The sequence below is a fragment of the Verrucosispora sp. WMMD573 genome (assembly GCF_027497175.1).
In the GTDB taxonomy this organism is placed as follows: Bacteria; Actinomycetota; Actinomycetes; order Mycobacteriales; family Micromonosporaceae; genus Micromonospora.
The window spans coordinates 3,052,986-3,064,967 of the sequence record NZ_CP114901.1 but is presented as its reverse complement, the minus strand read 5'-3'; the positions used below and the strand labels follow the sequence as shown (position 1 = coordinate 3,064,967).

The 11,982-nt window shown below is 71.2% G+C and carries 15 protein-coding genes; 10 read left to right on the top strand and 5 right to left on the bottom strand.

Annotation, left to right across the window (positions count from 1 at the left end):
- Positions 1-85: 85 nt before the first annotated feature.
- Both O7601_RS14110 and O7601_RS14105 read left to right on the top strand, forming a co-directional pair.
- Positions 86-1,021: a pseudouridine-5'-phosphate glycosidase gene (locus tag O7601_RS14110; RefSeq protein ID WP_281566592.1), complete on the top strand. Its 936-nt coding sequence runs from the start codon at positions 86-88 to the stop codon at positions 1,019-1,021.
- Entirely contained in the window at positions 1,018-1,944 is a 927-nt protein-coding gene (locus tag O7601_RS14105; RefSeq protein ID WP_281566591.1) for a PfkB family carbohydrate kinase, read from the top strand. The genes O7601_RS14110 and O7601_RS14105 overlap by 4 nt, the downstream gene beginning before the upstream one ends.
- 15 nt (positions 1,945-1,959) lie before the next feature.
- On the opposite strand, the gene O7601_RS14100 is transcribed toward O7601_RS14105, so the two are convergent.
- Positions 1,960-2,322, bottom strand: coding sequence for a DUF3099 domain-containing protein (locus O7601_RS14100; RefSeq protein WP_281566590.1), 363 nt, complete (start codon positions 2,320-2,322; stop codon positions 1,960-1,962).
- A 111-nt stretch (positions 2,323-2,433) separates the two neighbouring features.
- Between O7601_RS14100 and O7601_RS14095 the strand changes: the two genes are divergently transcribed.
- Both O7601_RS14095 and O7601_RS14090 read left to right on the top strand, forming a co-directional pair.
- Complete coding sequence (locus O7601_RS14095; RefSeq protein WP_232511440.1) at positions 2,434-2,733, top strand: hypothetical protein; 300 nt, start codon at positions 2,434-2,436, stop codon at positions 2,731-2,733.
- A gap of 2 nt (positions 2,734-2,735) precedes the next feature.
- On the top strand, positions 2,736-3,047 hold the full coding sequence (locus O7601_RS14090; protein ID WP_210937340.1) for a hypothetical protein: 312 nt from the start codon (positions 2,736-2,738) through the stop codon (positions 3,045-3,047).
- Between the two features lie 51 nt (positions 3,048-3,098).
- Here the strand turns inward: O7601_RS14090 and O7601_RS14085 are convergent, their stop codons facing one another.
- From O7601_RS14085 to O7601_RS14075, 3 genes are all read right to left on the bottom strand, one after another.
- The gene (locus tag O7601_RS14085) at positions 3,099-4,325 is read right to left on the bottom strand and encodes a low temperature requirement protein A (protein WP_281566589.1); all 1,227 of its coding nucleotides are present in this window, start codon (positions 4,323-4,325) and stop codon (positions 3,099-3,101) included.
- A 34-nt stretch (positions 4,326-4,359) separates the two neighbouring features.
- The gene (locus O7601_RS14080; protein WP_281566588.1) at positions 4,360-4,941 is read right to left on the bottom strand and encodes an HhH-GPD-type base excision DNA repair protein; all 582 of its coding nucleotides are present in this window, start codon (positions 4,939-4,941) and stop codon (positions 4,360-4,362) included.
- 140 nt (positions 4,942-5,081) lie between these two features.
- Positions 5,082-6,302: a S8 family peptidase gene (locus O7601_RS14075; protein WP_281566587.1), complete on the bottom strand. Its 1,221-nt coding sequence runs from the start codon at positions 6,300-6,302 to the stop codon at positions 5,082-5,084.
- A 176-nt stretch (positions 6,303-6,478) separates the two neighbouring features.
- Between O7601_RS14075 and O7601_RS14070 the strand changes: the two genes are divergently transcribed.
- The 5 genes from O7601_RS14070 (at position 6,479) to O7601_RS14050 (ending at position 9,838) form a co-directional block, all read left to right on the top strand.
- Positions 6,479-7,963 (top strand): methyltransferase, encoded by a 1,485-nt coding sequence (locus O7601_RS14070; RefSeq protein WP_281566586.1) that lies wholly within the window; start codon positions 6,479-6,481, stop codon positions 7,961-7,963.
- Positions 7,964-8,015: 52 nt separating this feature from the next.
- Positions 8,016-8,438, top strand: coding sequence for a D-aminoacyl-tRNA deacylase (gene dtd, locus O7601_RS14065; protein WP_281566585.1), 423 nt, complete (start codon positions 8,016-8,018; stop codon positions 8,436-8,438).
- 77 nt (positions 8,439-8,515) lie between these two features.
- Positions 8,516-8,974 (top strand): SRPBCC family protein, encoded by a 459-nt coding sequence (locus O7601_RS14060; RefSeq protein ID WP_281566584.1) that lies wholly within the window; start codon positions 8,516-8,518, stop codon positions 8,972-8,974.
- Positions 8,971-9,309, top strand: a complete 339-nt coding sequence (locus O7601_RS14055) for a metalloregulator ArsR/SmtB family transcription factor (protein ID WP_281566583.1) — start codon at positions 8,971-8,973, stop codon at positions 9,307-9,309. The genes O7601_RS14060 and O7601_RS14055 overlap by 4 nt, the downstream gene beginning before the upstream one ends.
- A gap of 88 nt (positions 9,310-9,397) precedes the next feature.
- A complete protein-coding gene (locus tag O7601_RS14050; RefSeq protein ID WP_281566582.1) occupies positions 9,398-9,838 on the top strand; it encodes an SRPBCC domain-containing protein in 441 nt (146 codons plus the stop codon).
- A gap of 23 nt (positions 9,839-9,861) precedes the next feature.
- Here the strand turns inward: O7601_RS14050 and O7601_RS14045 are convergent, their stop codons facing one another.
- The gene (locus O7601_RS14045; protein WP_281566581.1) at positions 9,862-10,650 is read right to left on the bottom strand and encodes a sporulation protein; all 789 of its coding nucleotides are present in this window, start codon (positions 10,648-10,650) and stop codon (positions 9,862-9,864) included.
- Positions 10,651-10,961: 311 nt separating this feature from the next.
- Here O7601_RS14045 and sigB point away from each other — a divergent pair, with 311 nt between their 5' ends.
- Complete coding sequence (gene sigB, locus O7601_RS14040) at positions 10,962-11,960, top strand: RNA polymerase sigma factor SigB (RefSeq protein ID WP_281566917.1); 999 nt, start codon at positions 10,962-10,964, stop codon at positions 11,958-11,960.
- Positions 11,961-11,982 lie beyond the last annotated feature (22 nt).

Genomic DNA, 11,982 nt, shown 5'->3' with positions numbered 1-11,982 from the left:
TGCACCTCCAACCGACAAGTCTGGCAGGTCACCCTCACCCGGTCCACCTGAGGTGACCCGGGTGGCGGGCGTACGGTGAGCGATTGTGACCGACTTTCACCTTCGCTACGGCACCGAAGTGGCCCGGGCCCTGCGCGAGCAGGGGCCCGTGGTCGCTCTGGAGAGCACCATCGTCTCGCACGGCCTACCCCGGCCGGACAATCTTCGGGTGGCCCGGGAGATCGAACAGGCCGTCCGGGACGCCGGCGCGGTGCCGGCCACGATCGGCATGGTCGCCGGCGAACTCGTGGTCGGGCTCGACGACGCCGAGCTGACCCGGCTGGCCACCGCCGACGGGGTGACCAAGCTCTCCGTACGCGATCTCGCGGTGGCCGCTGCCACCGGCGCGGACGGTGCGACCACCGTGGCCGCGACCAGTGCCGTAGCGGCCGCGGCGGGCATCGGCGTGTTCGCCACCGGCGGGTTGGGCGGGGTGCACCGCGAGGCGGCGCAGACCTTCGACGAGTCCGCCGACCTGGTCACCCTGGCGCGTACGCCGATCGCGGTGGTCTGTGCCGGCGTGAAGTCGATCCTCGACGTCGGCGCGACCCTGGAACGGCTGGAGACCCTGGGGGTGGCCGTGGTCGGTTACCGGACCCGCCGGTTTCCGGGCTTCTTCATCACCGACGGCGGTTTCGACCTGGACTGGTCGGTCGACTCCCCGGAACTGGTCGCCGACGTGCTGGCCGCCCGCGAGCAGCACCGCGCACACCACGGTGGGCTGATCGTCGCCAACCCGCTGCCCACCGACGAGCAACTCGACCCGGACCTGCACGACCGTACGCTCGCCGAGGGTCTGGCCCGGCTGGAGCGCGACGGGGTGACCGGCAAGGCCGTCACGCCGTACCTGCTGGCCCATTTCCACGCCGCGACGCAGGGTGCCAGCCTGGCGGTCAACGTCCGGATCATCCTGCGCAACGCCGACCTGGCCGCCCGGATCGCAGTCGCGGCTGCCCAGCGCCGGGCCGACGCATCGGCGTGACCGGGAACAGCAGCGGGGCGGGCCGAGCCGGGACCGGCCGCGTCCTGGTCGTCGGTGACGTGGTCACGGACGTGGTGGCGGTGCTCGCCGGCCCGTTGGCGCCCGGATCAGACACCCCGGCGGCGATCAGGTCCACCGGAGGTGGGCAGGCGGCCAACACCGCGTCCTGGCTGGCCGCCGAGGGAGCAGCGGTGACCCTGGTGGGCGCGGTCGGCGACGATGGCCCCGGCCGTGACCGGGTGACGGAGTTGATCAGCGCCGGGGTCGACTGCGCGGTGCAGCGGATCGTCGGGGTCGCCACCGGCACGGTGATCGTGCTGACGGCCGGTGGCGAGCGCACGATGGTCACCGAGCGCGGGGCGAACGTAAGGCTGCGTCCCGACCACGTGGATGCGGCCTTGGACGCTGCGCCGGACGCGACGCACCTGCACCTGTCCGGGTACACCCTGCTGGACGCGGACTCCCGACCGGCCGGCCTGCGGGCGCTGGCCGGCGCTCGCCGGCGCGGCCTCACCACAAGTGTCGACGCGGCCTCCGCGGCACCGCTGCGGGCGGTCGGGCCGGCGGCCTTTCTGGGCTGGGTACGCGAGGTCGACCTGCTGCTGGTGAACGTCGACGAGGCCACTGTGCTGGCCGGAGGGCTGGAACCGGCGGCGCAGGGAAGGGCCCTTGTCGCCGTGGCCCGCCGGGTGGTGGTCAAGCTCGGGGCTGCCGGCGCGGTCTGGGTCGACCGGGACGACACGGTCGTCACCTCGTCGGCGCATCGGGTGGCGGTGCGGGATGTGACCGGGGCGGGTGACGCCTTCGCGGCGGGCCTGCTGGGCGCCTGGCTGGCCGGGGCGGCTCCCGACGCCGCCCTGGCCCGGGCCGCCGATCTCGGTGCGGCGGCGGTCGCGCAGGTAGGTGCCCGGCCGTCCGGTTGAGCCGCGCCGGGCGGGTCAGGGCTCGGCGTCGATGATCTTGTGTGGCCGCTCCTCGGCGGCGAGGCTCATCGGGGGCGGTGCCGCCTCGGTGGCCGGGCGGGCCGAGTAGCGGCTGGCGAGGCGGTGGCGCTCCTTGGGCGGCCGATCGTTGGCCAGCAGCACCGCGAGCCACGGGATGAGCACCATGCCCAGCGCGACCAGGGGCAGCCAGAGCCAGAGCAGTGGTGCCCCCACGCCGACCAGGATCGCGCCGACGATCACGCAGGCGACGCGGACGCCCATCATCACGACGTAACGCCGCTGCCGGCTGGTCAGTTGATCATCCTGGCTGCGGGAGGCGTCGGTGATGAGGATCGGCTGGTAAGCCTGACGCTTCACCCGTGGTACCTCCTCCGGAGGGGTCGCACTCCATCCTGTCACTCTGACCGGGCGAGCGACGAGCTTCGTCGCCAGCGAATTTCGTGTTACGCCCGTGGTACGCTCGGCCGCGTGGGCAGCAGGTTCAGCTTCACCGACGAGGCGCTGGCCAATCTGCGGGTCTACGACGTCACGCCGGGGGAAGTCTGGGAGGCGCTGCACAGCGGGCGGCGGGTGATCCGCCACCTCGGCGACGACGTGATGGTGGTCTACGCTCCCACCGCCCGCGGACGCCGGGTGGCTGTGCTGCTGGCCGAGACCGACGGCGCCGACAACGACTGGGATGTCCTCTCCGCCCGCGAGTTGAGCGACGTCGAGGCGAAACGCTACGACGAGGCCGTGCGGAATTCTCCGGAGACGAGGAGGCGGTGACGATGGACCGTCACGACGCGATCAAGCAGTTCCACGGCGGCGGCGACCGGATCGCCGATCTGATCGACGAGAGCCAGGCGGTGGGGCTGCCCGCCCCCGACACCGAGACCCCGATGGTCAGCCGGTCGGTCCGGCTGCCACTGGAGACGTACGAACGGGTCCGGGCCGCCGCCGACGCCCGGGGCATCGGCGTGACGACGCTGATGCGGCAGTGGATCGAGGCGGGCCTGGCCGACCTGGATGACTCGGCGACCGTCTCGCTGGCCGACGTCCGGCGGGCAATCGCCTCCCTCGCTCATCCGAGCGCTGCCTGACGGGATCGTCTACCACCCTCGGTGGCCACCCGGCGGTCCATGGCTCGCGGGTCAGGCCGGGAAGTCGGCGTCACCCGGATCCGGGCGGTCCAGCGGGGAGGCCGACGGCTCCATCGGCTGGTCACGAGCGCGCAACCCGTCCAAGACGGCCACCACGGCCAGCCCACCGGCGACCACGGACAGCGCCAGCATCGGCGTTCCGAGCGGGAGCAGCGGGGCAGACCCGACCAGCACGAGCATCATCAACACCCGTCGGCGGGAGACCCGGGCGAAGATCTCGTACTCGAAACGGGTCCGCCCCAGCAGGAACAGGGCGGGCCCTCCGACGATGAAGATCAGCCACGCCGGCTCGACCCGGTCGAACGGCTTCACGATGACCAACTCGTAACCCACTCCGGTGAGCAGCACGCCGAGCACCATGACCAGGTGCGTGGTGGAGGCGGAGGCGCCGAGCAGACCGGGCGACCGGGCGATCCGCAGCGCCTCGACGAGCAGGTGACCGGCCCGGTGGAAGTAGATCCGCCAAAGCAGCGCGGTGGTGAGAAAGGCGACCGTGAAGGCCGCCGCCGCCAACCAGCCGAACCCCTCACCGCTGTAGGTGATCCCGATGACCAGGATCGTCTCGCCCAGCGCGATGAGAAAGATCTGCTGATAGCGCTCCGCAATGTGCTCGCCGGCGATCCGCCAGGCCGAGACCGGCGCCCGTCCCAGCCCGGGCACCGGCCAACCCAACAGGTATCCGGCCATGTCGATGGTGATGCCCAGCGCCCACAGCCCGAACCGCAGGTCGGCCGGCCCGAGCGCACCGGCCAGCCAGAACACCCCCGAACCCGCCGCCCACGCGGCCAGCCGCCACGGCACGGTACGACGCGGATGCCGGCCGAGCACGGCGGCGATGACCAGCGGACGGCCGATCACCGTCACCAGGTAGGCCACCACGAACGCCAGCGCCCGCTCCTCGAACCCGCGGGGCACGGTGACGGCCATCACCAGGCTGCCGAACATCGTCCCGACCACGACGAGCTGGATCGTCAGGGCGTCCGGCTCGTACCGGCTGGTGACCCAATTGATCAATGTCCAGACGTGCCACAACGCGAGGAAGAGGATCAAGGTCTCCAGGAAGCTCAGCACGGTCAGCCCGTGCTCGACCTCGTCGATGAAACGGACCGAGACCCGGGTCAGCGCGAAGACGAAGGCCAGGTCGAGAAAGAGTTCCAGGAAGGTGGCCCGCGATGTTCCGTTCCCACCACGCAGCAGCGCGCCGCCCCGCTGCGCCATCGACCGCCCCCTGCCATCGTCGCAGGCAGCCCGGTCAGTCCGCCCGCGCGCCCGCCTTCGCCGCCGCCTTCATCTGCTGTTTGTACTCCCGAACGAGACGCAGTGACTCGACATCGGTCACATCGGCGACGGAACGGTGGGCCTCCGGATCGCCATAGTGGCCGGCCGCCTCCCGCCAACCCGGCGGCTGCACCTCGAACCGCTTACCGAGCAGCGCGAGGAAGATCTGGGCCTTCTGCCGGCCGAATCCGGGCAGGGCGGTGAGCCGCCCGAGCAGTTCGCGGCCGTCGGCCGGGTCAGCCCAGAGCCGGGCGGCATCACCGTCGTAGCGCTCGACCAGCACCCGGCACACCTCCTGCACGCGGGCCGCCATCGCCTTGGGAAAGCGGTGCAGCGCCGGTGGCTGGGCGAAGATGGCCACCAGGGCCTCGGTATCGAAGTCGGCCAGCTCCCGGGCGTCCAGGTCGTGGCCGAGCCGCTGGGCCAGCACGTACGGCGAGGAGAATGCCTTCTCCATCGAGACCTGTTGATCGAGCACCATGCCGACGAGCAGGGCCAGCGGGTCGCGGGCCAGCAGCTGGTTCGCCTCCGGGTCGATGGGCAGTACGAGCGTCATGCCCTCATCCTGCCCGTACCCGGGGTCGGGACGTGCGCTGACACCCACCTCGACCCGAACCGGTCCGGGCGGGCCGAAGACGTGACTCGGCCCGGCGGGTCGGTTCGCACCGTCCGCCGGGCCGGTCGATCATTTGAGGATCAGTTCACCACGAACAGCAGGCGGTTCGGAGAACCGCTGCCCGGGCTGGACACCACGCCGGTGGTGGCGTTGTTGACGAGGTAGCTCTTGACCTGGGCCGGCGAGTAGGACGGGTTGGCGCCGAGCACGAGCGCGGCTGCGCCGGCCACGTGCGGCGAGGCCATCGACGTACCGCTGATGGTGTTGGTCGCGGTGTTGCTGGTGTGCCAGGCCGACGGGATGCTCGACCCCGGCGCGAAGATGTGCACGCACGAGCCGTAGTTGGAGAAGGAGGACCGGGCGTCGCTGCTGGTGGTCGAGCCGACGGTGATCGCCGTCGAGGTCCGGGCCGGCGAGTAGTTGCAGGCGTTGGCGCTGGAGTTGCCCGCCGCGACGGCGTAGCTGACGCCGGAGGCGATCGAGTTGCGCACGGCGTTGTCGATGGACGTGCTGGCGCCGCCGCCGAGGCTCATGTTCGCCACGGCCGGCTTCACCGCGTTGGCGGTCACCCAGTTCACCCCGTTGACCACGCTGGTGGTGGTGCCGCCGCCGGAGCAGTTGAGCACCTTCACCGCGATCAGGCGTACGCCCTTGGCCACGCCGTACGTCGACCCGCCGACGGTGCCGGCCACGTGGGTGCCGTGGCCGTTGCAGTCGGTGTTGTTGCTGTCCACGGTGTTGGTGCCCCAGGTGGCCCGGCCGCCGAACTGGCTGTGGGTGGTCCGGATGCCGGTGTCGATGATGTACGCCCGCACGTTCGATGCGGTGTTCGGGTAGGTGAAGGTGCCGCTCAGCGGACGGTTCCGCTGGTCGATCCGGTCCAGGCCCCAGGTCGGGTTGGTCTGGGTCGCCTGGATGGTCACCACCTGGTCCTGCTCCACGTAGGCCACCGCCGGGTTGGCGGCGAGGCGGGCCGCCTGGGCGGCGGTCATCTTGGCCGCGAAGCCGGTGAGCGCGGCGCTGTAGGTGTCGGAGACGCTGCCTCCGTACCGCTTGACCAGGGCGCTGGCCCGGTCCGGAACGGCGGACCGAGCCGTCGACGAACCGGCGGCGCCGACGGCGTCGGTGCGCAGGACGACCAGGTAGCTGCCGCTGACCGCGTTCGACGCGCCGGCGCCACGGATCTCGCCGGTGGGTGCGGCGACCGCCGCGGTGGTGCCGGCCGCCGAGACGGCCGCCGCGGTGGCGACGACGGCGAGCGCCCGGATGAGCTGCCGTCGCGCGGTGGACCCTGAGGACATCGTGCCTCCCTTACCTGGGCGGCCGACCGGGCTTCTGGCCGGGCGGTCCGCACCCTCCAACTGAGTTGGAGGAATGCTAGCGCTAGATCGACGGATATAACAGCAACGTTTGTCGATTGATTGGCAGTGTCACGGGCGGTAGTCTCCGGACCGACGTCACCAGGCAGGATGACGGTGTGGACGGACACGACATGCTGCTCTCCCCCGCCGGCGTCGAAGCGCTGCGGACCGCGTTGACCGAGGCCGCCTTCACCACCAACGGCATCGCCACCCGGCTCGGCCCGCAGGCGACCGGCGGTGTCGCCCGCAACGACTTCCGAGCCGCGCTGCGCGCCACCGAGGACCGGGATCCCCTCGCCACCCTGATCCGGGTGTTCATCTGCGAGCAGACCGAGCCGGAGAGCGCGGTCGCCGCCGCGCTGGCGCCACTGCCGCTCACCGAGGCGCTCGACGCGGGACTTGTCGAACGGGACGGCGACGGACTACGGATGGGCATGGACCTGGAGCCGTACGGCGACGACTGGTGGGTCCTCGCGGACGTCCCGGCCAGCGCCCGTCCCGGCCGCCCGCTGCACGCCGAACACGTGCTCGGCATCGGCGGGGCCACGCAGACGATGATCGGCGCGGCCGTCCGGCGACCGGTGGACAGCGCGCTGGATCTGGGTACCGGCTCGGGCGTGCAGGCGTTGCACCTGGGCACCCACGCCCGGCGGGTCACCGCCACCGACGTGTCCCGGCGGGCGCTGCGCTTCGCCGCCACCACCGCCGCCCTCAACGGCCAGGACTGGGAGTTGCTGCACGGCGATCTGGTGGCTCCGGTCGCCGGCCGGCGGTTCGACCTCGTGGTGAGCAACCCGCCCTTCGTGGTCGGGCCGGGCACCACCACCCATGTCTACCGCGACTCCGGTCGGGTCGGCGACGCGATCGGCGCCGAGCTGGCCGCCGCCGCCCCGGGCCTGCTCACCGAGGGCGGCACCATGCAGTACCTCGCCAACTGGGTGCACGTGGCCGGCGAGGACTGGGGCGACCGGGTCGCCGGCTGGTTCACCGGCACCGGCCTGGACGCCTGGGTCGTCCAGCGCGAGGTCGCCGACCCGATGGCGTACGTCAATCTTTGGCTGACCGATGTGGGGGAGGCCACCGACCCGCAACGGATGGCGGACTGGCTCGACTGGTTCGACGCGCACAAGGTGGAAGCGATCGGCTTCGGCATCGTCTCGCTGCGCCGCGGCGACCGTGCCGACCCGGTGCTGCGGGTGGAGGATCTGCGCCAGCGGGTGCAACCCCCGATGGGTGACCGGATCGCCGAATGGTTCGACCGGCAGGACTGGCTGCGCGGCCGTGACACCGACGGTCTGCTGGCCGCGCGCTACCGCGCCGCCGACGGACTCCAGCTGCGCCAGGAGGCGACGATGGGCTCCGAGGGCTGGGGGGTGGACCGACAGGTCCTCGCCCTGCCGGACGGGCTGCGTTGGACCGAGGAGATCGACCCATTGGTGCTGGCTCTGGCGGGCGGGGCCGACGGGCGGTTGCCGCTGCGGGACCAGCTGGCACTGCTCGCCGTGGCTCACGACGTCGCTGCCGAGGAGCTGGCCGAGGCCGCCGGACCGATCGTGGCGCACCTGGTGGAGCGGGGCTTCATCGCGCCGGTGCAGCCGTGAGGCGGCCGGTGCCGGCACGCTCGGCAAGCGCTCCCGCGCGGGTGGTCGCCTGATGCGGGCGGTGGTGCAGACGGTCGGCCAGGCCAGCGTGACCGTCGACGGCGAGGTGGTCGGCGCGATCGGCGACGGGCTGCTGGTGCTGCTCGGGGTGACCCACACCGACACCCCGGAGACCGCCCGGACGATGGCTCGCAAGGTGCACGAGCTGCGCATCCTGGACGACGAGCGGTCGGCGGCGGAGATGGCCGCGCCGATTCTCGTGGTCAGCCAGTTCACCCTCTACGGCGACGCCCGCAAGGGCCGCCGGCCGAGCTGGACCGCAGCCGCTCCGGCCGAGGTGGCGGAACCGCTCGTCGAGGAGACGGTCCGCACGCTGCGCCAGCGCGGCGCGACGGTCGAGACCGGCCGCTTCCGCGCGCACATGCTGGTGGAGAGCGTCAACGTCGGTCCACGCACCATCCTCCTGGACCTATAGAGCAACCGATGGTTGCACATCTCGGTCACGAGCCCTAGAGTCAGACGCAACCACAGGTTGCATGTCTGGAGGAACACGTGGAGTACGGCAGCATCGAACGGGAGATCCGGATCGACGCCACACCCGAGGTGGTCTACGAGGTCGTCACGGCACCCGAACATCTCCGGCAGTGGTGGCCGGACGACGCCGATCTCGATCCGGTCCCCGGCGCCACCGGCACCATCTCGTTCGGCGAGACACCCAACGCCGAGGTTCTGCCGCTGACCGTGGTGGCGGCCGACCCGCCCCGGCGCTTCTCGTTCCGCTGGGTGTACGACGAACTCGCCGTCGCGGCGCCGACCAACTCGCTCCTGGTGACCTTCGAACTGGTTCCGTCGGGCACGGGCACGCTGTTGCGCCTCACCGAGACCGGGTTCCGGGAACGGGGCTGGGAGGCCGCCGTGCTCGAAGAGCACTACCGTGACCATGCCACCGGCTGGGATCACTTCCTGCCCCGCCTCGTCGACTACGTGGCCCGGCTGGTGTCGGCTCGATGAGTGTCGGCGTCGACGACGACCTCTGGTCCGCCGTCGGGGACCCGACCCGCCGGCGGATGCTCGACCTGCTACTGGCCGACGGCGGCGGTACGGCGACCACGCTTAGCGATCAACTGCCGGTCACCCGCCAGGCGGTCGCCAAACACCTCGGCGTACTCGGCCGGGTCGGACTCGTGCACGGCACGCCGGCCGGGCGGGAACGCCGCTACGAGGTCGACGAGGCACAACTCGCCCGCGCGGTCGCACAGCTGTCAGCGGTCGGCGCGACCTGGGACGCACGGTTGCGCCGGATCAAGCGGATCGCCGAGGCGATCCAGCGCGGCCAGCAGAGCTGAACCACAGCGTACGAATCGCCGCCATGTCCGCGCGGCGCGACTCACCCTGCCCATATTCGGGCCGCTCACCAAGAAGAGAGGTATCAAGATGCTGGAAATCCTGCACCGGGTCGGCGTCACGTCGGATCCCGAGGACGTGTACGCGGCCCTGACCACCGTCGAGGAGCTCGCGAACTGGTGGACGAAGGACACGGACGGCGACGGGGATGTCGGCGGAGTGCTCCGATTCCGGTTCGTCCCGGGCGGCTTCGACATGAAGGTCCTGGAGAGCCGCCCGGCCGAGTTGGTGCTCTGGGAGGTCGTCGACGGCCCCGAGGAGTGGATCGGCACCAGGGTCCGCTTCGAGCTGAAGCGGGAGGACGACTTCACGATCGTGCTGTTCCGCCACGAGGGTTGGCGGGAGCCGGTGGAGTTCATGTACCACTGCAGCACCAAGTGGGCGATCTACCTGATGAGTCTCAAGCGGCTGGTCGAGACCGGTGAGGGCGAGCCCGCGCCGAACGACGTACAGATCAGCAACTGGCACTGAGGTACGGCGCGGGATCGCGGAGTTCAGCCGAAGAGGCCGCGGCGTTGCAGCGACTGACGCAACCAGCCGTCGAGCTGGGCGACAAGGTCGGTGTTGGCCGCCGAGGCGTGCTCGACGGCGAAGCGACCGAAGACGTCGCGGCCCTCGGTGAACAGCCCACCCCGCTTGTCCAACTCCAACACCACCTGCACCTGCCGGGGGTCGGTGACGAAGGTGACCTCCAGCTGCTTCATCGCGCCCGCGTACTGCGGGGGCGGGAAGAATTCGATCTCCTGGTAGAACGGCAACGTCTGGTGGACGCCGTAGATGTGCCCGCGCTCCACGTCGGCTCGCGCGAACCGGAACCCGAGCCGCAGCAGCGCCTCCAGCAGGCGCTCCTGGGCCGGCAGCGGGTGCACCGCCACCGTGTCCAGGTCACCCTTGTCGACGGCGCGGGCCACCTCCAGTTCGGTACGCAGACCCATGGTCATCCCGTGCAGGTGCTGCCCGTACAGCTCGGTGAGCGGGGTCTCCCACGGCACCTCGAACCGGAACGGGACGTCGTAGCGCTGCCCCGCTTCCAGCCGGAACGGGCCGGTGACCTGCTGCCGCTGGAACTCCTGGTTGGTGGCGTACTCGTTGTCGCCGCTCTCCACCTCCACCCGGGTGAGCAGCCCCAGGGCCACGTAGGACACGTCGACGCCGTGGTCACCGCCGGTGACCGCGATGCTGCCCTCCAGGTGGCCGCCCGGCCGGCAGTTCGGATTCGACAGCACCGTCTCCACCGACGGACCACCGACTCCCATCGCCTGCATGAGCCGTTTGAACACCACGATTGCCTCCGTCGCTCGATCGCCCGGCACCCGGGCGGGTACGCCGGCCCGACGGCCGACCGCTGGCACGGTAACCGGCGCCGACAAGCCGAGCCGGCCGAACCGCCGGGCCACCGCGTCGCCGAGTGCCGACTCAGCGGTCGTCGGGCAGCCCGGGCGAATTGTCCTGACAGTCGCGCACCGACTGTCGGTTCCCCGATCGCCTCACTCCCGTTTTACGCCCCGACGGCCAAGCTGTTTGTCACCGGCGCAACTGGCCGGCGGACACGGCACGGACGTGGACACGGGGAGAGACTGAGATGGCCCAGCAGATGACGGAGCACCCCACGCACGCCGGCACCGATGCGGAGCACGGCGTGGACACCCTGACCGACCTGGACGCCACCGACGAGCGCGGCGTCTCCACCGACCTGGTCCGGGCATACCTCAACGGAATCGGTCGGACGAAGCTACTCACCGCCGTGCAGGAGGTGGACCTGGCGAAGCGGATCGAGGCCGGCCTGTTCGCCGAGGAGAAGCTCAGCACCTGCGTACCGGTCTCCGAGGAACTGCGCGCCGATCTGGAACTTGTCGCGCGGCAGGGCCGGGCCGCCAAGAACCACCTGCTGGAGGCGAACCTGCGGCTGGTGGTGAGCATCGCCAAGCGGTACACCGGGCGGGGCATGGCCTTCCTCGACCTCATCCAGGAAGGCAACCTCGGCCTCATCCGCGCCGTCGAGAAGTTCGACTACACCAAGGGCTACAAGTTCTCCACCTACGCCACCTGGTGGATCCGACAGGCCATCACCCGCGCCATGGCCGACCAGGCCCGCACCATCCGCATCCCGGTCCACATGGTCGAGCAGGTGAACCGGATGGTCCGTGCCCGGCGTGAGCTGGCGGTGTCGCTGGGGCGGGAGCCCACGGTCGCCGAGGTGGCCCGCGCGCTCGACGTGCCGGAGTTCCAGGTGATCGAACTGATCTCGTACGACCGGGAGCCGGTGAGTTTGGACCAGGCTGTCGGCGAGGACGGTGAGAGCGCCCTCGGTGACTTCGTCGCCGCGGTTGATCCGGCCGCCGGACCCGGCGACGCCGCCACCCAGGGCGAACTGCGCAGCGAGGTGAGCGTCGTGCTGGCCACGCTCTCGCAGCGCGAGCAGGCCGTGATCCGGTTGCGGTTCGGCCTCGACGACGGTCGGCAACGCACCCTGGACGAGGTGGGCCGGGAATTCGGCCTGTCCCGGGAGCGGATCCGGCAGATCGAGAAGGTGACCCTGCTGAAGCTGCGCGCCCCGGAGCGGGCGCAGCGGTTGGAGGCGTACGCCTGCTGAGCTGAGCGTCCCGGCCATCGGC